This is a genomic window from Grimontia sp. AD028 (assembly GCF_000973155.1).
Lineage (GTDB): Bacteria > Pseudomonadota > Gammaproteobacteria > Enterobacterales > Vibrionaceae > Enterovibrio > Enterovibrio indicus.
In genome coordinates this window covers 1-20,127 of sequence record NZ_LASY01000074.1, presented here as the reverse complement: position 1 = coordinate 20,127, position 20,127 = coordinate 1, and the positions used below count along the sequence as shown (strand labels likewise).

Annotated in this window: 16 protein-coding genes; 7 read left to right on the top strand and 9 right to left on the bottom strand. The window is 48.3% G+C overall.

The features are described from left to right. Positions 1-3: 3 nt before the first annotated feature. Positions 4-786 (bottom strand): tRNA uridine 5-oxyacetic acid(34) methyltransferase CmoM, encoded by a 783-nt coding sequence (gene cmoM / locus RN22_RS16495; protein WP_046305874.1) that lies wholly within the window; start codon positions 784-786, stop codon positions 4-6. Between the two features lie 113 nt (positions 787-899). Here cmoM and elyC point away from each other — a divergent pair, with 113 nt between their 5' ends. Further along, positions 900-1,790 (top strand): envelope biogenesis factor ElyC, encoded by an 891-nt coding sequence (elyC, locus tag RN22_RS16490; protein ID WP_046305872.1) that lies wholly within the window; start codon positions 900-902, stop codon positions 1,788-1,790. A 68-nt stretch (positions 1,791-1,858) separates the two neighbouring features. Here the strand turns inward: elyC and kdsB are convergent, their stop codons facing one another. From kdsB to RN22_RS16465, 5 genes are read right to left on the bottom strand one after another with little or no spacing between them, the layout of a single operon-like run. After that, positions 1,859-2,611: a 3-deoxy-manno-octulosonate cytidylyltransferase gene (gene kdsB / locus RN22_RS16485; protein WP_046305871.1), complete on the bottom strand. Its 753-nt coding sequence runs from the start codon at positions 2,609-2,611 to the stop codon at positions 1,859-1,861. After that, the gene (locus tag RN22_RS16480) at positions 2,608-2,790 is read right to left on the bottom strand and encodes a Trm112 family protein (protein ID WP_002540511.1); all 183 of its coding nucleotides are present in this window, start codon (positions 2,788-2,790) and stop codon (positions 2,608-2,610) included. Before RN22_RS16480 ends, kdsB begins: the two co-directional genes overlap by 4 nt. Next, positions 2,771-3,802, bottom strand: coding sequence for a tetraacyldisaccharide 4'-kinase (gene lpxK / locus RN22_RS16475; RefSeq protein WP_046305869.1), 1,032 nt, complete (start codon positions 3,800-3,802; stop codon positions 2,771-2,773). The genes RN22_RS16480 and lpxK overlap by 20 nt, the downstream gene beginning before the upstream one ends. A 3-nt stretch (positions 3,803-3,805) precedes the next feature. Further along, complete coding sequence (gene msbA, locus RN22_RS16470; RefSeq protein WP_002540509.1) at positions 3,806-5,563, bottom strand: lipid A ABC transporter ATP-binding protein/permease MsbA; 1,758 nt, start codon at positions 5,561-5,563, stop codon at positions 3,806-3,808. A gap of 35 nt (positions 5,564-5,598) precedes the next feature. Continuing rightward, entirely contained in the window at positions 5,599-7,848 is a 2,250-nt protein-coding gene (locus RN22_RS16465) for a DNA internalization-related competence protein ComEC/Rec2 (protein ID WP_046305867.1), read from the bottom strand. Positions 7,849-7,880: 32 nt separating this feature from the next. Between RN22_RS16465 and RN22_RS16460 the strand changes: the two genes are divergently transcribed. After that, entirely contained in the window at positions 7,881-8,438 is a 558-nt protein-coding gene (locus RN22_RS16460) for a DUF2062 domain-containing protein (protein ID WP_046305865.1), read from the top strand. Between the two features lie 123 nt (positions 8,439-8,561). Here the strand turns inward: RN22_RS16460 and lolE are convergent, their stop codons facing one another. From lolE to lolC, 3 genes are read right to left on the bottom strand one after another with little or no spacing between them, the layout of a single operon-like run. Further along, positions 8,562-9,806 (bottom strand): lipoprotein-releasing ABC transporter permease subunit LolE, encoded by a 1,245-nt coding sequence (gene lolE / locus RN22_RS16455; RefSeq protein ID WP_046305863.1) that lies wholly within the window; start codon positions 9,804-9,806, stop codon positions 8,562-8,564. After that, positions 9,803-10,504: a lipoprotein-releasing ABC transporter ATP-binding protein LolD gene (gene lolD, locus RN22_RS16450; RefSeq protein WP_046305861.1), complete on the bottom strand. Its 702-nt coding sequence runs from the start codon at positions 10,502-10,504 to the stop codon at positions 9,803-9,805. The genes lolE and lolD overlap by 4 nt, the downstream gene beginning before the upstream one ends. After that, on the bottom strand, positions 10,497-11,693 hold the full coding sequence (gene lolC, locus RN22_RS16445) for a lipoprotein-releasing ABC transporter permease subunit LolC (protein WP_046305859.1): 1,197 nt from the start codon (positions 11,691-11,693) through the stop codon (positions 10,497-10,499). Before lolC ends, lolD begins: the two co-directional genes overlap by 8 nt. A gap of 287 nt (positions 11,694-11,980) precedes the next feature. Here lolC and RN22_RS16440 point away from each other — a divergent pair, with 287 nt between their 5' ends. The 5 genes from RN22_RS16440 (at position 11,981) to RN22_RS16420 (ending at position 20,090) form a co-directional block, all read left to right on the top strand. Continuing rightward, positions 11,981-12,547 carry a PilZ domain-containing protein gene (locus RN22_RS16440; protein ID WP_002540501.1) on the top strand — a complete coding sequence of 189 codons (567 nt, stop codon included), beginning with the start codon at positions 11,981-11,983 and terminating at the stop codon, positions 12,545-12,547. Between the two features lie 12 nt (positions 12,548-12,559). Further along, positions 12,560-16,024 (top strand): transcription-repair coupling factor, encoded by a 3,465-nt coding sequence (gene mfd / locus RN22_RS16435; protein WP_046305857.1) that lies wholly within the window; start codon positions 12,560-12,562, stop codon positions 16,022-16,024. Positions 16,025-16,059: 35 nt separating this feature from the next. After that, positions 16,060-16,884 carry a peptidoglycan binding protein CsiV gene (locus RN22_RS16430; protein WP_046305855.1) on the top strand — a complete coding sequence of 275 codons (825 nt, stop codon included), beginning with the start codon at positions 16,060-16,062 and terminating at the stop codon, positions 16,882-16,884. Positions 16,885-16,988: 104 nt separating this feature from the next. Next, positions 16,989-17,543 carry a GNAT family N-acetyltransferase gene (locus RN22_RS16425; protein ID WP_046305852.1) on the top strand — a complete coding sequence of 185 codons (555 nt, stop codon included), beginning with the start codon at positions 16,989-16,991 and terminating at the stop codon, positions 17,541-17,543. 168 nt (positions 17,544-17,711) lie between these two features. Next, positions 17,712-20,090, top strand: coding sequence for an EAL domain-containing protein (locus RN22_RS16420; protein WP_046305850.1), 2,379 nt, complete (start codon positions 17,712-17,714; stop codon positions 20,088-20,090). The last annotated feature ends 37 nt before the right edge of the window (positions 20,091-20,127 follow it).

Here is a 20,127-nt window from a genome sequence, read left to right as displayed (position 1 = left end):
TCGTTATGGCTCGAGAGGCCTTTGCGCGTACACGTGAATGTAGCGACCTAACGAGATAAAAGGTTCCTGACGGCAGAGCTTTTGCTCCATCGCCACCACCTGTTCAAAGGTGAACTCGCCCGTTCTTGTGTCTTTCATATAGTCATGGAACGTGCGGACACCACTTTTCCCTAAAATGGTAAAACCGGCCTCTTCAATCCACTGGTAAACATCTTCCGGTTGAAGACCCTTTTGAGGCTGGAGTTTGAAACGTTTTCTGTGCGGCATGCCTTCTTCTACATGGGTCAAATTGCCGCAAATTAAATTCTTAAACAGCAATCCATTTTGGTTGTAGAACATGACCGAAGCAACACCGCCCGGCTTAACTTGTGACAGTACGACATCCAGTGCTTCACGTGGATCTGCCAACCATTCCATCACCGCATGAAAAAGCATCAAATCGAATGGTTTATCAACATGCTGTGCGATTTCTTGCGCAGGCGCGTGGACGAAGCGATATTGCGGCAGAAGGCCTGCTTCTTCGATATCTTTTTCCGCCAGTTCGAGCATCTGTGAAGAAAGATCACACAAGGTGACTTTGTGTCCGCGATGTGCAATTTGTTGCGATAACTGCGCTAAACCGCCTCCAGCGTCCAAAATGTCTAATGGACTGGATTCACCCAAGCGGCTAAGTATTGATTCGAGATCTTGCCAAACAACGGCTTGGCGGATTTCTCCCTTGCCCGAGCCATAAATGTTTTTAACAAATTTGTGGGCAATGTCGTCGAAATTTCTATCCTCTGTCACAGTGCCTTCGTTATCATTGTCTGCTAAGGGGTTTATTTTCGCATAAGCCTGCCGTTAATAAAGGTCTGATGCACTTTCTGGCCCCTGTTTGACTATATTTCGGGCGACATTTCATGTTTGAACTAAAAAAACTTATATCAACTTTACTGATGCCCTTGCCTGCGCTACTGCTTCTTGGATTCTTCGGTCTCTTTTTGATCTGGTTTACCCAGCGCAAAGGCTTCGGTTCGTTCCTCGTTTTTGTTTCGCTGCTGTTAATGACATTGGTTTCTTTTCAACCGTTCACTTCCTCACTTCTCATGAAGCTGGAACGTCAATATGAGCCCTTCCTGCCAACAGAAGAGCCTGTCGACTATGTGATGGTATTGGGTCACGGACATGTCGTTGATGATGAGATTCCGCCAACGTCAGAATTGTCACGTGTTGCACTGATGCGTCTTGCTGAAGGCATCCGGATTCACTTCATGTATCCGACTTCAAAATTGATCCTTTCTGGCTATGACGGTGGATATGAAGTAAGCCATGCGCGGATGCTGGCAAGGGTTGCGATGGCGCTGGGTGTCAACAAGAACAACATCCTGTTACTCGAAACGGCGAAAGATACCTGGGAAGAAGCTTTCCAAGCGGCTTCTGTTGTTGGTGATAGTAATCTTGTGCTGGTGACATCAGCGAACCACATGCCACGCGCTATGTACGAATTCGAAAACGCAGGTTTGAACCCAATTCCAGCACCAACCAACTTCATGGCGCAGAAAGAGATTCATCAACCGTGGATCAAGTACGGCCCTCGCGCGCAGTACCTTGAGCAGTTCGAACGTTACTGGCACGAAAACCTGGGACAACTATGGCAACGCCTACGGGACAAAGTTGCTCAACAGGAAGCGGTACTTGATGGTGATCCTGTTACCTCTCCGGAGCAAACCAAAGATGCAGTGCTGGAAGATATCGAAGAGCTGGATCAGGCTATCAATCCCAATGCGGATAATCTAGCTCCTGCCAATTAACACACTTTTTGAACCAGAAATAAAAACGCCCTGACTGAGTCAGGGCGTTTTTTCTATCAATAATCAGATTATTGAGCAGCAATCAGCTTGCGCACCACTTCCAGATCTTCTGGCGTATCAACACCCGCTGGCGGCGCTTCTATAGCAACATCCACATGGATTTTCTCGCCATACCAAAGCACACGAAGCTGTTCCAGACATTCGATATGCTCAATTGGGCTTGGTTCCCAGTTGATGTAGGTATTGATAAAGCCCGCACGGTAACCGTAAATGCCAATATGACGTTTCAGGTTGTGATGAATTTCAGCTGGCGCTTTAGCAAAATTATCGCGATCCCAAGGAATCGTTGCACGGCTGAAATACAATGCGTAACCGTCTTTGTCCGTCACCACTTTCACGGCATTCGGGTTGAACACTTCGTCTGCATGATCAATGTTGATGGCCAGTGTCGACATCGGCGCTTCACTTCGTGCTAAGTTCTCTGCCACCTGACGAATTACGCTTGGTGGGATCAGTGGTTCATCACCTTGAACATTCACAATGATTTCATCAGCAGCCAGATTGTATTTCTCAACCACTTCAGCCAAACGCTCAGTGCCTGATTGGTGGTCTTCGCGTGTCATGCACACTTCACCACCAAAGGCATTTGCTGCATCAACAATGCGTTGATCGTCAGTCGCAATGATGACTTTGTCCGCGCCTGACTTCATTGCCTGCTCATAAACCCATTGGATCATCGGCTTGCCACCGATATCAACCAGCGGCTTTGCAGGTAGGCGGCTCGACGCATAACGCGCCGGGATCACCACAGTGAATTTCATTGTTTAACCTCGTCAGAAGACATTTCGCGCGCTTCTGTTGTCAGCATAACTGGAATACCTTCACGGATTGGATAAGCCAAGCGGTCGAATTTACATACCAACTCGTTATTTTCTTTGTTGTAGTTGAGCTTTCCCTTACAAGCAGGGCAAGCAACGATTTCAAGCAGTCGGTGATCCATATCCATCCTTCACTTTCATGATTTTGTTCAAAATGTTGGCCGTATCTGTGTCGCTAAACGCAGCGTCAACAGGCAGATACCACCAATTTTCAATGTCTGGGTATTGGTTGATAAAGGCGCGGCATTTCACTGCGTCTTTTTCCGTCATCAGCAAATTCTGGCCTTTCTTCGCCAATGCGTCCAATTGGGTATATTCAAATGCTTTATGATCAGCAAAAGGCTCGCAGTGCACTGGCTTAACACCAAGAGAGGCCAAAGTATTAAAAAAGCGCTGTGGGTTCCCGATTCCTGCCAAGGCAACAGAGGCGTCGAGAGAATCAGCAGGAGCACGTTTGCCTGTTTTCAGGTTAATGAACTCAGCAGGTTTCAGCGACATCGCGATTTCATCCGCTTCTGCTTCACCACCGTTGCAGACAACGAAATCGACACTGTTCAAGCGGTCAGTCTGCTCGCGCAGTGGGCCAAACGGCATGTAGTGTTGATTGCCGAAACGACGTTCACCATCAACGATAACGAATTCAATATCTCGCGCCAGTTTGTAATGCTGAAGGCCATCATCAGTGATGACGATATCGACGCCCAATGGCAACAGGGCCTTTACGGCATCACTGCGAACAGGAGAAATAGCAACAGGTACCTTGGTGCGCTGGTAAATCAAAACTGGCTCGTCACCCGCTTTGTCGGTGTTGGTGTTTTCATCAACGACAAACGGATAGCTTTCCGCTTTACCGCCATAACCTCGAGAAACCACACCAGGATTAAAGCCTTTGGCTTTCAATTGCTCCACCAGCCAAATCACCACGGGAGTTTTGCCATTGCCGCCCACCGTGATGTTACCCACCACTATCACAGGAACAGGCGGTCGATAGGCATTATTAGTGCCGGCTAAAAATGCAGCGCGACGCTTTCTCGCAATCGCGCCAAACAACTTGCTCAGCGGCCACAAAAGTGGCGCGCCGATCCAACCTAGCGGGTGGTTTTCAAACCAGATTTTTTCGACCAAACCCGCCAAGCGTTATTCTCCAAACTGGATACGATGAAGCTGTGCGTATGCACCATCTTTGGCGAGCAAGTCGGCGTGAGTGCCACGCTCAACAATCTCACCTTCATCGACAACCAGAATTTGATCAGCGTTTTCGATGGTCGAAAGTCGGTGCGCAATCACAAGCACAGTGCGGTCTTTTTGTAACTCATCCAACGCTGCCTGGATAGCACGCTCTGACTCAGTATCCAACGCAGACGTTGCCTCATCGAGAATCAGCACTGGTGCGTTACGCAGCAAAGCGCGTGCAATAGCGATACGTTGGCGCTGACCACCAGAGAGGCTCACACCGTTCTCACCGATGATTGTGTCAAAACCATTGTCCATATTACGGATAAAGTCTGACGCATAAGCCAAGTCTGCTGCGCGCTCAATCTCTTCGCGGGTGTATTCGTTCTCAGCCGCGTAAGCAATGTTGTTGGCGATGGTGTCGTTAAACAGGTGAACATTCTGGGAAACGATAGCAACGTGATCACGCAGGTTACTTAGGGTGTAATCTTCGATTTTTACGCCATCAATGGTGATATCACCGCTGTCGATGTCATAGAAACGGGTCAACAGGTTAGCAATGGTGCTCTTACCTGAACCAGAGCGGCCCACCAGCGCCAACGTCTGCCCTGCAGGCAAATCGAAGGTAACATGGTTAAGCGCTGGCGCATCTTTGGTTGGGTAAGTGAAGACAACATCGTTGACCTTAACATCACCTTTTACGCGCTCAGCAACGTGTTGGCCGTTGTCTTTCTCTGTTTCCAGTTCCATCAACTCGAACAAGCTATTACACGCAGCCATACCACGCTGGAATTGCGAGGTCACGTTAGTCAGTGCTTTAAGAGGACGCATCAGGCCGAACATGGCAGCAAATACGACAGCAAAAGTACCAGCGCTCAACTCACTGCGGATAGCATCGGTGTTTGCCAAAACCAGCACAGCAACCAGAGCAAAAGACGCAATTAACTGAATCACAGGGTTAGCGATCGCCTGAGCAGATACCAGTTTCATGGTTTGCTGACGCATGCGGTTAGATACATCTTCAAAACGCGCCTTTTCGACTTCCTGACCACCGAAGCTCAATACCACTTTGTGGCCTTTCAGCATTTGCTCTGCAGATGAGGTCACCGAACCCATGGCTTCCTGCATGTTGGAAGAAATTTTACGGAAACGCTTGGAAACGATGCGAATAGCAATAGCAACGATTGGCGCGATCACTAAAAGGATCGCCGAAAGCTGCCAGCTGTTATAGAACATCAGAATCATCAGACCAATGATTGACGCGCCTTCACGCACTAAACTGACCAAAGCACCACTGGTCGCATTGGCAACTTGTTCTGAATCGTAAGTAATACGGGAGAGAAGCGCACCGGAAGATTCTTTATCAAAGAAGCTCACCGGCATCTTCATGAAATGGTTAAACATGCGGCGTCGCATGGTCATCACGACTTTACCGGATACCCAGGAAAGGCAGTATGCTGAAACGAAACTCGACACACCACGAATCAGCATTAAGCCAACGAGATAGAGCGGCATCCATTTCAGGAAATCGCTTTCGACTGCATCATACGTAAAGCCTTCATCAAGCAAAGGCTTAAGCATAGAAACCATAAGGGTGTCACCCGCAGCGTTAACAATCAACGCAATAACAGCAACCACCAAACCCGCTTTGTAGTTAGCGATGTATGGCCACAGCTGCTTAAAGGTTTCCCAGGTAGTTTTGTCTTGGTAGTTTGATGACATGTTATTTGCTTATATTCTTGCAAGTAGCGGGCATTCTACTCTTTTATTGGGGGTGGTCCAAACATCTTCCTATACCAAAAAGGCTCGATATCAAGACGTTGGCTACTAACCCGCCAACCCTTGTCTGAGAAATGCACACTCACTTGGCCGTGTTGTCCGGTTTCATACCACGAAATATTGCGTTCGCGGTATCTATCGACAACATCGGGGTTCGGCAAGTTCCAAGGAGTATATCGACCCGTCGATGCGATCGCCGCGTTGGGATTGACGGCATCAATAAATCCTGACGATGAGGATGTCTTGCTACCATGATGCGGAACCAGCAGAACATTTGCACTGACATCAGCGTCCCGTTCTACCAACCATTTCTCCTGCTCTTTGGGTAAGTCTCCCGTCAGCAAAACTGAATAGTTTTCGTCTGAGATACGTACAACGCAAGAGTCTTCGTTCTCTGCCTCTTCAGTCACTTTGTTGGGATATAACACCTCGAAGTTCAGTGATTGCCATTGCCAGTCTGCTCCGCGGACACAAGGAATATAGCCACCACCAACTTCAGGTACCCTCACCCAATCTGGAGAAAGGTTTTCGATGACCCAATCCGCGCCACCAGAGTGATCATTATCTCCATGGCTGAGAATCAACCCGGTTAGTTTGCTGTTTCTAGAGGAAAGAATAGGTTCAACCACAGATTGCGCAATACTCCCTGTTGACCATGCAGCGCCTGTGTCATACAGGATGGCCTCTCCATTCTTTTCGACCAACACTGCCAGTCCGTGTCCAACATCAAGAACATCGAGCTGCCATTCGTTTGATTTCTCTGCAGAGCCGCGCCAGCCCACTAAGCTAAGGATCATCACCACAGAAAGCACTTTGAACTTTCGAAATGCACCCAGAGATAGCAAATACAGCATCAGGACAAGAACAAGAACGAAACCCAACGAATTGCTTTGAATATCCAGCCATCCAATATCGGCGTGGTTTAACATCTGACGAATGGGCCAAAGTGAATAATCGGCGAGACGCCATAACCAAGCAGCACTAAATACTGAACTTGCAAGAAGCGAGAGTAATATGATTGGCACCGTCAACAGACTCACGATGGGCACAGCAATCAGATTGCAGAGTAAAGAAAGGAAACTGACTCCTCCAAACCATGCCCATGTAAGCGGTAACATGCCGACAATGAGATAACACTGCATGCGAAATAGCTGGATGACGTAATTCAGCGGACCTTTCGACTCCTCTCTGCCAGTCGTAAACGTCATAACGCAAAGAACCATCACCGCACCAAAGGAAAGCCAAAAACTGACGGAGAACACCGACAGCGGATCAATAAGTAATACAATGCCCAGCACCAACAAAAAGGTATTGAAAGGACTGACGCTAAATCCCGATTGTCGAATCGCCATGAAAACGACCAAAGCAATCAGCGCTCTTTGAGCCGTTAAAGAAAAGCCCGCCAACCAAGCATAGGTGATAGCACACCCCAAACCTGCCAGTATCGAAAGCCATAGATATCTATCTGATCGATTGAATAGCGGCAGGGAAGCTTTAGTGACTCTGTAACCAAAGAAGAATGCCAAACCGATATGAAGCCCTGAAATCGCAAGCAGGTGTGCCAGCCCCGAGTTTCTGAGCGTCATCCAATCTTGGCTGGTTAGCAGTGCCCTTTCACCAAACGCGAGTGCAACGAGGAATGCGCTGTTTTCGAAAGGGAGGATTTGAGGGAGTGTCCGGTCAAAAAGCCACTGCCTGGCAGATATTTCTTCGTCAATCAGATTCGCAGAAAGCACGCTGCCTTTGGCATGAATGTGTTTTGAGAGAAAATAGGTTTCTGCATCAAACCCTGCTTCGTTTACTCTCCCATAAGGTTCACGGATTCGGACCTTAAGCTCCCAGTGTTGCCCTTGTTTTACGGGAAATTCACTGCGCCAATATAAACGGGCGCGGAATTTCTCAAAGGCGCTCAATTTCCGTCCATTCACTGTGTCGACATCAAAGATTACACTTGTTTGCTGATTTTCCCCTGTAAAAAGGCTGCCAACTTTGCCCGCTATGGTAGTATTCTGAACCACTGTCAAAGCGGTACTGGTTTTAAACAAATGCAGTGACGCTGCGCTGGACGCCACCAGACAGCCAATGGTGAGACCAATTACAAACAGGGGAACGCGTTTGCATTGGACAAGGATGACAGCGAGAAGCCCAAGCATCAGCATGGGTTCCGGGAGCGCTGGCCACCATCTAAGCGAGACAATAGCCACCACGATGCCGAGCATGATTTTCATATCGGTAGCCGTTTCGTGTGAAATGAAGATCTATGCCAAGAAAAATAATTAAAAAGTTTCTCCCCAGACACGACGTCATTCGCAAACAAAAGGCGCTGGCGGTCTTTGGCAATTTGCTTTACGACCCTAACCTTTGGTGCCTGAATCGTCGTTCTGCGTCTGGTGCCTTCGCCGTCGGCTTGTTTATGGCATTCGTACCGCTTCCGAGCCAGATGATCATGGCTGCTGGCCTTGCCATCATGTTTGGCGTGAATCTGCCTCTTTCTGTTGCTCTGGTTTGGATCACCAACCCCATTACCATGCCTTTGATATTCTGGGGTGCATACAAAGTAGGAACCTGGTTGATGGGCACGCCCGATTACCACTTCCACTTTGAACTGACTTGGGATTTCCTGTTCAATCAAATGAGTCAGATTGGACCTCCTTTCCTTCTGGGTTCCTTCGTTTGTGGCGTGGTATTTGGTCTTATCGGGTATTTTGGTGTCAGAGGGATTTGGCGATATTCCGTAGTCAGAAGCTGGCAAAAACGCCGCTTACGTCTGCCCAAGATCAAAGCGCTAAAGAAGAAAAAAACCAAAACTGACAGCTAGAAAACGAAAACAGACACATAAAAAAATACCCCGCATTAGCGGGGTATTTTTTTATTCCGATTCAAGCTGCGAGCCGATATGCGAGCTTTTCGCCTTAAGATGTAATCGCGCAACTTATCACCGTTACCTTGCGCTCAATACAGCAGCGGGTTGCAACTTGCAGGCTCGCTGTGCGGGATACCATGTTGCCAGTAGACTCAATACAATCGCGGTGACGGATACCAGCAGGACATCCCCCATTTGGAGTTGAGTTGGTAGGAAATCGACAAAGTAAATATCACCTGAGAGGAAGTCCTGCCCAGTCAGGGTTTCTATCCAACCAACAATTGTTGTTAGATTCAGTGCAATCAAACATCCCGCAATCGAACCCATCAGGCTGCCAATCAAACCGGAAAGAAAACCGTGCCAGATAAAAATGGAGCGGATCAGGCCATCTTTTGCGCCCATAGTTCGCAGCACAGCAACATCTGCAGCACGGTCTTTCACTGCCATCATCAAGGTAGACACAATGTTGAAGCAGGCCACGCCGATGACTAACACCATGACCAGATACATAATCGCGCGCACCATCTGGATATCGCGGTAAAGGAAACCGTATTCCTGCGTCCAGTTCTTAAGGTACACATACTCTTTAAGCGTATACCCCACTTCACGAACGATCTTACGCGCTTCAAGTGGGTCCTTGACTCTTAGCGCAACACCGGAAACCGCATCACCCATATCAAGGTATTGCTGTGCATCCTGAATAGGCACCAGTGCCAAGCCATGGTCGACTTGACCACCCAAGCTCAGCACACCAGACACCTGCATTCGGATACGCTGTGGTGCACGCAGCTTCAATTCTGGATCCGGCGAAGGTACCAATGCCGTCACCCAATCTCCGACTTCAACACCCAAACCATCTGCAATGCCTTTACCCAGCACCACAGCATGATTTCCAGGAGTGAGTGTCGACCAGGCGTTATCAAGCACATAGTCACCGATATTGCTGACACGCACTTCCTGTTCCGGGTCGATACCGCGGATTTGCACCGGCTTTAGGTTGGCTCCTTTTTCCAACAAGGCCGTGAACGTCACATAAGGTGCACCAGCAGAAACCCATGGATTGGCCTCTGCGGTTTCTTTCATTTCCTGCCAGGCTTTTACTGGCGCTTCCACACCTTCAAGTTGGGCATGAGGAATCACGGCCAGCACGCGGTTATTCAATTCGCGTTCAAAGCCGTTCATTGCAGACAGACCAACAATGATGACCATGACGCCAACAGAGATACCAATCATGGAAGAAACAGAAATAAACGACACCAGCTTGTTGCGTCGTTTGGCTTTGCTGAATCTGCGCCCGATAAACAGTGCTAAAGAATCCATCATGACGCTACAGCCTCAGCGTTCGATTCCACAAACTGACCATCCAGCATCGAGAGCTGACGATCCAGTTTCTGCGCAAGTTCTCGGTCATGAGTCACCACCAAAAACGCGGTATTGAATTCCTTGTTTAACTGACGCATTAGATCATAAATATCCAACGCAGTTTTGTGGTCGAGGTTACCGGTTGGTTCATCCGCCAACACCAGCGCAGGGCGATTCACTACAGCACGGGCAATCGCAACACGCTGGCGCTCACCGCCAGATAGCTCTGACGGACGATGCTCACCACGATGACCCATACCAACTGCTTCCAGCATTTCCATCGCGCGACGCTTCGCTTCAACAGGCTTCTCACCGCCAATCATCAGCGGCATGGCCACGTTTTCTACAGCGGTAAAATCCGCGAGAAGGTGGTGAAACTGGTAAATAAAGCCAATACTCTGATTTCGCAGCGTCGCCTGCTCTGAGGCTCGCATTTTCATCAGGTCTTTGTCTTCAAAAAACACATCACCTTCAGTCAATGTATCCAACGCTCCAAGAATATGGAGCAGCGTACTTTTACCCGACCCCGACGCACCAACAATTGCTACCAATTCGCCTTTTTCAATCGAGAACGACACGCCTTTTAATACGTGAGTTTCCAACTCCCCTTCCTGATAAGTTTTGGTGACGTTGGAACAGGTTAACAATGCATTACTCATAGCGAAGCGCCTCGGCTGGACGAACAGAAGCCGCCTTTAACGACGGGAACAGGGTTGCAATAAGACTTAGTGCGATAGCACCAATCACGACAGAAAGCACTTGTTCAGGTTTCAGAACCACTGGCAGCGACAAACCGCCCCCCAACAAGCTCAAGTTGAATATCGCCATTACTTCATTGATGTTCAGCGCCAGCACAGAACCGGCCATACCGCCTAATAGCGCACCTATCACACCGCTGCTGGCCCCTTGAACGACGAATAGCGCCACGATGCCGTTGTGATTCATACCTTGTGTTTTGAGAATGGCGACTTCAGATTGCTTCTCCATCACCACCATAATCAGAGCAGAAATGATGTTAAAAGCAGCGACCAGAATGATCAGGCTCAGCATCAATCCCATCATGTTCTTTTCCATTTTTACGGCTTGGAAAAGTTCACCACGCAATGCTCGCCAATCGGACCAATCATAACCCATGCTCTCTGCGACTTTTTCCAGTGTCGGTACGTTGAAAGGCTCTTCAACGAAAAGCCTTAGATCCGCTGGCTGGGAACGGGGAAGACGCATGAGACGAGCGACATCATTGAGATTACCGAACATCAGTTGATTATCGACATCGGTCGCCGTGTCGTAGATCCCTGTTACTGTGAAATTACGTTGGGAAGGAATACGTCCTACAGGGGTAAACTGGCTGGCACTGGTGATCATCACGCGAACTTTATCACCCACGGAAACATCCAGATCGCGGGCAGTTTTGCGCCCCAAAACCAGATTGTAACTGCCTGGCGTCAGTGAATCGAAATCGCCGCGTACCATAAATTCACGGATTGGCTCACGCGCGCCGACATCCACACCAAGCAATTTACCGGCAGAAATAGACTTAGGGCTCTGAACAACTGAGTCAGTGCTGACGATAGGCGCTGTTCCCGTCACGCCATCAAGCTTAGCCAATGTGTTAACGTCCGGCGCGTGTTGGGCATCGCCCGCCACAATGGCTTGCGGAATCACACCAAGAATGCGGTGCTTTAATTGGCCTTCAAAGCCGTTCATCACAGAAAGCACGGTCACCAGCGCCATCACACCAATGGTGATACCCGCAGTTGACATATAAGAGACAAAGCGGCCGAATTTATCGCCGGATCGCCCTCTCAGATAGCGCAGCCCTATAAACACCGGTAAAGGGTGAAACATAAAATGAGATCTCAAAACGTTGTTTCGCAGTACAAGAGAGAACTACAAAAACAAATAACAATCTTTGGCAAGAAGAATACCTTTTAGGTCAGCTAATTGCCACGAAACCACGTGTGGAACACGGTAATCAGATGCTTTTTCAAGCTAAACGTTCAGTAATTTAAACTACCTGTCGGGTCAGACTTGTCTAAGTGCTGTGAAATTAAACATTTCTTCAACAGGCTTGGTTGGGTAAATCCTGCCACTGCGGGTATAATCAATAGCACTACAGGGTTTTAGGATTACAGATGAGCCAGGACGAATACTTTTCCGTACATGCGCACCTCAAGATTAACGTAGAGATACTTGAAGACGACGAGCATGTGCCTTCTGAAGCCGAGTTTGGCCGAGAAATCCCTGTCGCTTTTCGCATTGCGAGCGAATGTGGTGACCTCGACAGCGGCGTTGAGAAAGAAATCCAGGCCCTACACCACGATGACAGCCAAGCGCTGACTAAATTCCTGCAGGCGCAGAATCAAAAAATCAACCTGCTGCTCGGCTTCATGCTATCGCAACAAGACGATCCTAAACTCCGTTATCAAACCGAAACCTTCGGTGCGAGCAGCCTTACTTTCATTGCACGAAAAGCTTTCGAGAAAGGTCAGCATGTGCGATTGAAGCTCTTTCTTGAGAACCCACCTTCTGCTATTTACTGCTACGGTAGCGTCTACGGCTGCAAAGAAAAGAACGGTAAGTATGCTGTCGGCGTGAAATACATCCGCCTTCAGGAAGAAGACAGAGACGTGTTAATCCGTGCTGCGCTTCATCAACAGCAAAAACTGCTCCGTCAACGCGCATTGGAAAGAAACAGTTAAGCCCCAGAATTCATGACTAACAACGCATTATTTGATTTACCTGCTCCTGAAAAAGCAGGAGACACCCGCGTCATCGCTAATCTGATAGGCGCCTCTCTTCCCCTGACGGTTGCGACTCTTGCCGAACAGCAGAACCGCTTTATTTTGATGGTGGTGCCGGATAACCAAACCGCCCTCAAGCTACAGCCTGAGATTAAACAGTTTACCGGCCGCGAGTGTCACGTTTTTCCTGATTGGGAAACCTTGCCCTACGACAACTTCTCGCCGCATCAGGACATTATCTCCGACCGCATCGCGCGCCTGTATCAATTGCCGCAACAAACCAATGGTATCTTGCTGATCCCTGTCAGCACATTGATGCAGCGCGTCATGCCGCATTCGTTCTTGGTTCAGCATGCGTTGATGGTGAAAAAAGGCGATTTGCTCTCACTGGAAAAACTGCGTTACCAGTTGGAACTTTCAGGCTATCGTCACGTTGATCAGGTGATTGAACACGGTGAGTACGCCAGCCGTGGTTCGATTCTCGACTTGTTCCCGATGGGGTCAAACCAGCCTTACCGTATTGACTTCTTTGATGATGAAGTAGATACCATCCGCGAATTCGACCCAGAAAACCAGCGTTCGACGCAAGAGTTGGACAGCATCAACCTGCTACCTGCCCATGAATTTCCAACGAATGATGAAGCAGTTGAGCAATTTCGCGGGCGCTGGCGTGAACGTTTTGAAGCTCGCCGTGAACCAGAATCTATCTACCAACAAGTCAGTAAAAAAACCTGGCCGGCAGGCATCGAATACTGGCAGCCACTGTTCTTTGATGAAACAGAAACCCTGTTTGATTACCTGCCAAAGAATACCTTGGTACTGACAAAAGGCGATGTGGAATCAGCCGCCAAACAATTTTTGGGCGATGCGGATTACCGCTATGACCAACGCCGTGTTGACCCGCTTCGCCCTTTGTTGCCACCAAACGACATCTGGCAAAAGGTTGATGAACTGTTTGGCGCGTTTAAGAACTACCCACGCATCAAGGTTCAAATCGATTCAACGGAAGACAAAGCAGGCAGAAGCAACGCGCCTGTCACTCCACTTCCAGAACTGACCGTTAATCAACAACTCAAAGAACCACTGGGCGCCCTAAGACAATTCACGGAAGAGTTTTCCGGAAAAATCATTTTCTCGGTGGAGACAGAAGGCCGCCGAGAAGCCATGCTGGATCTGCTGGCACGCATCAAAATCCGCCCGATGGTTTGTGGGTCACTCAATGAAGCATTCGATACACCGACCAATTTCACTATGGTTGTCGGCCCAGCTGAAATCGGCTTCCAATGCGAAAGCCCTTCATTTGCCCTGATTTGTGAAAGCAACTTGCTTGGCGAGCGCGTTGTCCAGCAACGTCGCCGTGACAATAAAAAAGCCACGACTAATTCCGACACCATTATCCGTAACCTGGCGGAACTTCAGATAGGACAACCCGTTGTTCACCTTGAACATGGTGTTGGTCGCTATCTTGGCCTACAAACTTTGGAAGCCGGTGGCATTACTACTGAATATGTCACGCTCGAGTATCAACAAGGTTCAAAACTGTATGTACCTGTTGCGTCCCTGCACCTGATCAGTCGCTACAGTGGTGGTGCAGAAGAAACCGCGCCGCTGCACAAGCTTGGTGGTGAAGCATGGGAGAAAGCCCGTAAGCGCGCGGCAGAAAAAGTCCGCGACGTAGCAGCAGAACTGCTTGATGTATACGCTAAGCGCGCCACCAAACCAGGGTTTGCGTTCAAACATGACAGAGAGGCTTACCTCGACTTTTGCGCAGGCTTCCCATTTGAAGAAACCGCCGATCAGAAACAGGCGATTAATGCCGTGCTGTCTGACATGTGCCAGCCAATCGCAATGGACCGCCTTGTTTGTGGTGACGTGGGCTTTGGTAAAACCGAAGTGGCAATGCGTGCCACTTTCCTTGCGGTGAATAACAGCAAGCAGGTGGCAGTATTGGTACCCACTACCCTGCTCGCCCAACAGCATTTTGAAAACTTCCGCGACCGTTTTGCTAACCTGCCAGTGCGCGTTGAAGTGCTTTCCCGCTTTAAGTCCGCGAAAGAACAAAAGCAAATTCTGGCAGACAGCGCAGAAGGTAAAGTCGATATTCTCATCGGTACCCACAAGCTTCTTCAAAACGATGTGAAATTCCACGATCTGGGTTTGTTGATTGTCGATGAAGAACACCGATTCGGCGTGCGCCAGAAAGAGAAAGTGAAAGCAATGCGTGCGGATGTCGACATCCTAACGCTCACCGCAACGCCAATTCCGCGAACCCTGAATATGGCCATGAGCGGCATGCGCGACCTTTCAATTATCGCCACACCGCCTTCTCGCCGACTGGCTATAAAAACCTTTGTTCGAGAGCGCGAAAAATCACTGATCCGAGAAGCGCTTCTTCGTGAGATCATGCGTGGTGGTCAGGTTTACTTCCTGCACAACGACATTGATTCGATTGAAAAAACTGCTGATGAATTGGCAGAGCTGGTGCCAGAAGCACGCATTACTGTGGCACACGGTCAGATGCGAGAGCGCGAACTGGAACGCATCATGTCTGATTTCTATCATCAGCGTTTTAACGTATTGGTGTGTACCACCATCATTGAAACCGGTATCGATGTTCCAACAGCCAACACCATCATCATGGACCGTGCTGACCACCTTGGCCTTGCTCAGCTTCACCAGTTGCGTGGCCGTGTTGGTCGTTCACATCATCAAGCCTACGCCTACTTGTTGACCCCTCATCCAAAACGCATGACCAAAGATGCAGTCAAACGCCTGGAAGCCATTGCTTCACTCGAAGACTTGGGTGCAGGCTTTACGTTGGCGACCCACGACTTGGAAATTCGTGGTGCAGGTGAACTGCTGGGTGATGAGCAAAGTGGTCAGATTCAGTCGATTGGTTTCACCTTGTATATGGAGATGCTGGAACAAGCCGTTGAAGCGTTAAAAGAAGGCAAAGAGCCATCACTTGACGATCTTCTTAATCAGCAGACAGATGTTGAGCTTCGACTTCCGGCATTATTACCCGACAGCTACATCCCGGATGTCAATACGCGCCTGTCACTGTACAAGCGTATTGCGGGAACCAAATCTTCCGATGATATCGAAGAGTTGCGCGTTGAGTTGATTGATCGCTTCGGCTTATTGCCTGATTCAGCGAATAATTTGCTTAAAGTACAGCAGCTCAAACTGGATGCAGCGAAACTGGGTGTACGTAAGATCGACGCACACGACAGAGGCGGTGTGATCGAGTTTACTCAAAACGCCCAAATTGATCCCGGCTTCCTGGTGGGTCTGTTACAATCCCACCCAAGCCGTTATCGTTTCGAAGGACCAACCAAACTCAAAATCGTCGAATCGCTCACTGATCGCCGTGAGCGGGTTGAGTTCATCGAAACACTATTAAACCAATTTGCCGAGAATTTATTGGTTGCCTAGAACAAGGCAACTGGCTTTAAAAACGGAGTAATGCCTTGAAAAAGCTGATTATCCTGCTGCTGTGTGTCATTAGTTGGCCTTCCTTCGCTGAACGTTGGTTCGACGTTGAAGTGATTGTATTCAAGCGTAACCAGAACCCTGACGCTGTTCAGGAAAACTGGCCAGATGCGCAGCCGGACATCAACCTGAGTGGTGCTGTTTCTGTCTTCGACAAACAAACACTTGCGGCGCGTGGTCTGCAAGTGCTTCCTAAAAACCAATGGCAATTGAATGCGGAATACAATCGCTTGGCTAACCATGCGGGTTTCAAACCACTAGCGCATGTAGCATGGCGTCAAAACGATGGTGGCCGCGGTGCTATGCCTAAACTGCGCTTTACTGCAGGACGTAACTTCGGTGATAACTTCTACACCGATGGCACTTCAAAAGATGCGCCTCTGGTGACGAGTGAGTCTGCTCCTGATGGATATCAGCCAACAGACAAAGTCAGCGGCCCAATGTATGAGCTGGATGGCTTTATTCGTGTATACGTTCAGCACTACCTGTTCATTGAAACCGACCTCGCGCTGCGTGAACCTGGTGAACGTAAAGTTCTGAAAGAAGTTCAGGCTGTTCCGGTTCCTCTTGATAACCAAGTGGCTACCGAAGTGGAAGGCATCACTGCTGAAGGCTCAGATATTGCTGCGGTGACGGAAGGTAGTGCACTGACTGGGCTTCAAAAGCTGGAGCGTACTTATTCAGTGGAAAAATACCTGAACTCTTATGCTTTCGAGCAAAAACGCCGCATGAGAAGCGGTGAAATCCATTATCTGGATCACCCACTGATGGGTCTGATTATTCAAGTCACACGCGTCGAATAAGCGCTTTGTGAAACAGAATTTTTCTACAACGCCCTCATTTGAGGGCGTTGTTTTTTCGGTACTTTTAACCAAAACTATAATGATACGGATTAGCCGAGTACAACATGCAAGCCAACCTTGAATTTCAAACTGACCGACTCATCCTGCGCGCACTCAAACAAGTGGATGTCGCACCGCTTAAAAAAGCCATTTCCGAGTCAGCAGACACCATTAGCCCTTGGCTGGATTGGTGCCATGAAGGATTCGATGATATGGACGCCGAAGCCTGGGTGAATCGTAGCCGCCAGGGTTGGCTGACCGGGGCAAGTTATGAATTAGCTGCATTTGAAATAGAAACCGGTGAACTCGTCGGTTGTGTCTACGTTTCCAGTATCGACAGCGTCGCCAACATGGCAAACCTCGGATACTGGATTGCGACTAAATTCCAGGGCAGAGGATACGCTTTGGAAGCCACAGAAGTGGCAGCTACCCTCGCCTTCGGACATCTGTTGTTGACCAGGTTGGAATTGGTGATGGATCCTGCCAACGAAGCCAGCATCCGAATTGCAGAAAAGCTCAGAGCAACCTTTGAATGCCGTGCACGTAATCGCTATATGTATGATGGTGAAGCCCGTGAAGGCTTGGTGTACAGCCTCATTCCTAACGATTTCCTCCATTGAAATCTAGGTACTTCTCGTGGAAATCTGTGAAATAAGTCTCTGCCCTCACAATATTTATTGAGCAATCTCTAAGTTAAGGTTTTGTCATGAAACGGTAACCAAATCTAAAGGTAACCGTCACACCCCTCCCTATAATCAAGCTTATTAATAATTAGCTGACTAGAAATAATGTTTTCCAGAAATCTACACTGGATCGTGTTCGTTGTTGGTACAGCTGCGGCGTTATGCAGCGGTTTTGCTGTCCATCAAATTGACGAAAAGCGTCAACAGAGTTCATTCAACACACTGATTGAACAACGTTTAAAGGGCTTGGAAAAAGCCCTTTACTCATTCCACGAGTTGCAGCTCTCCGCGCAGCTTTACTTCCAGACCGACAAGAACCTGAGTAAGAAGAAATTCCAGCAATTTCTCTCCAGTCGAACTCGTGAAAGCTCGGGAATACATTCAGTGTTTTGGCTTCCTAAAGTGTCCAAGGACTCCATTGACGACTTTGAAAGTAGAGTCATAGGCAGTGAAGACGGGACATACAGCAACTATCAAACCTTCCCTCAACTTGATTATCGATGCGCATGGGCTTTGAGTGAATATGCGTTTCCCGTGCTTTACGTCTCGCCTGAGAACCAAGTAGAAAACTATATTGGATGGCGGGCCGAATCACAGTGTCACTTCGCACATGCCATGGAACGGGCTTTCTTTCAGCGCGAACCAGAAGCAAGCTTTTTTGAGGAAAATGGTATTCACGGAATTCGACTGTTCTCAGCGGTTATTCTAAATGATGAGCTCAGAGGCTATCTGGTTACTTCTATTTATTTCGACAGTTTTTTCTCTGCAATATGGTCCAGTTATGATGCGTTGGATAACCTGAAAATCGCCGTATGGCCGCAATACAGTACCAGAAACGAAAAAGGTGCTTTGCTATTCAAAACACAACAACAAAGTTATGGAACCAATGCATTTAGTGCAGAGCATTTAGTGAAAATACCAGGGAGTGAAGAAGGCATCTGGTTTACATTTGAAGCACCGAAAAATCATCTAATAAGTTATCAATTTAGCCTGGGGATGACGGTATTGGGCTTTCTTCTGACTATCGCCACCAGTTTCTGTATATGGTCATATTCCAGCCGGCTTGCCCTCGCTAATCAGCTTGTTTCAAAACAAACCACGAAACTTCGCTTTCAGGCATACCACGACAACCTAACTTCATTAAACAACCGCTTAGCACTCGAAAAACGATTAGAACAAGAACAGTCGAGACTGAAAAATGTAGAAAGCTTTGGGTTTTCGATTCTCTTTATCGATTTAGATCGATTCAAGAACGTGAATGACTCCCTTGGCCATCTGATTGGAGACAAACTTTTACAATCTGTGGCCGATCGTCTGTTTATTTCGACACAGGCACCCAACAAAGTGTTTCGTTTTGGGGGCGATGAATTCGTCGTATGCTTGTCAGACGTGATCTCTCAGGATGGCGCATACCGAAGCGCCAGTGTATATCTTGATGCGATTAACCAGCCCTACCTCATCGACGGTCACGATATTCAAATTGGCGCAAGTATTGGTATTTCAACTATCAGGGATCACAGCTTCACCTTGCTGGATATCATTCAGCAAGCAGATATTGCTATGTACCACGCCAAAGAAAGCGGCGCTTCAATCACCTTTTTCCATAACACCATGCTGGAAAAGGCCCAACAACGCTTCAACATCGAACAAGAACTGGCTTACGCGCTCGAACTCAATCAATTGTCGTTGGTGTACCAGCCAATTTGTAAGAACGGTAAGGTTCTCCATTTTGAAGCTTTGCTGCGCTGGTATCACCCAGAGATGGGGGCAGTTTCTCCCATCGACTTCATTCCAATTGCAGAAGATACTCACCTCATTCATACCATCGGCCGCTGGGTATTAGCCAATGTTTGCCAATTGCTCGGACACTGGCAAAACCACGCCAGCGACTTCGACTACCCAGGCGTAACTGTCAACGTTTCGGCTAAACAATTGATCTCGCCTGCCTTCATCACCTTCGTTAAATCATTGATCAAAGATAATAATATTGCCCCCTACAAGTTGGGGCTGGAAATCACTGAATCAACGTTGATGGAAGATGAACAAGCCAGCGCGCAGGCACTGCAAGCATTGAGAAAGGCGGGAGTGAGACTTTATCTGGACGACTTTGGTACGGGATATTCATCTCTTTCACTATTAGGAGAATACGTTTTTGACGTCATGAAAATAGACCGCCACTTCATAACCAATGTAATCGACTCTGATAGAAGCTCTACCAAGCTTTGCGCAGCAATGATCCAATTAGCAAAAACCCTGGAAATGGATGTGGTAGCAGAAGGTGTGGAAACAGAAGAGCAGCTGACGTGGTTATTAGAGCAAGGTGATGTCTCTATTCAAGGCTACCTCATCTCACGCCCGCTTCCTGTAGAAGAATTGTTTAACTGGCACCCAGCCTGTAGCGTGCCACTTCGTATTGAAGCCCTTAACACGAAGCCAAAAACCTTTGCGCCACTCTTGTTCAAGCCCCATTTAGGCCAGGCATAAAAAAGCTGCCATTTGGCATAATGCATGTGAATTAAGC

Bases quoted from the DNA above. Each gene is read 5' to 3' on its own strand.
- elyC (WP_046305872.1), top strand. From the start codon at position 900: ATGTTTGAACTAAAAAAACTTATATCAACTTTACTGATGCCCTTGCCT.
- kdsB (WP_046305871.1), bottom strand. From the start codon at position 2,611: ATGAAATTCACTGTGGTGATCCCGGCGCGTTATGCGTCGAGCCGCCTA.
- RN22_RS16480 (WP_002540511.1), bottom strand. From the start codon at position 2,790: ATGGATCACCGACTGCTTGAAATCGTTGCTTGCCCTGCTTGTAAGGGA.
- msbA (WP_002540509.1), bottom strand. From the start codon at position 5,563: ATGTCATCAAACTACCAAGACAAAACTACCTGGGAAACCTTTAAGCAG.
- RN22_RS16465 (WP_046305867.1), bottom strand. From the start codon at position 7,848: ATGAAAATCATGCTCGGCATCGTGGTGGCTATTGTCTCGCTTAGATGG.
- RN22_RS16460 (WP_046305865.1), top strand. From the start codon at position 7,881: ATGCCAAGAAAAATAATTAAAAAGTTTCTCCCCAGACACGACGTCATT.
- lolE (WP_046305863.1), bottom strand. From the start codon at position 9,806: ATGATGGATTCTTTAGCACTGTTTATCGGGCGCAGATTCAGCAAAGCC.
- lolD (WP_046305861.1), bottom strand. From the start codon at position 10,504: ATGAGTAATGCATTGTTAACCTGTTCCAACGTCACCAAAACTTATCAG.
- lolC (WP_046305859.1), bottom strand. From the start codon at position 11,693: ATGTTTCACCCTTTACCGGTGTTTATAGGGCTGCGCTATCTGAGAGGG.
- RN22_RS16440 (WP_002540501.1), top strand. From the start codon at position 11,981: ATGAGCCAGGACGAATACTTTTCCGTACATGCGCACCTCAAGATTAAC.
- mfd (WP_046305857.1), top strand. From the start codon at position 12,560: ATGACTAACAACGCATTATTTGATTTACCTGCTCCTGAAAAAGCAGGA.
- RN22_RS16425 (WP_046305852.1), top strand. From the start codon at position 16,989: ATGCAAGCCAACCTTGAATTTCAAACTGACCGACTCATCCTGCGCGCA.
- RN22_RS16420 (WP_046305850.1), top strand. From the start codon at position 17,712: ATGTTTTCCAGAAATCTACACTGGATCGTGTTCGTTGTTGGTACAGCT.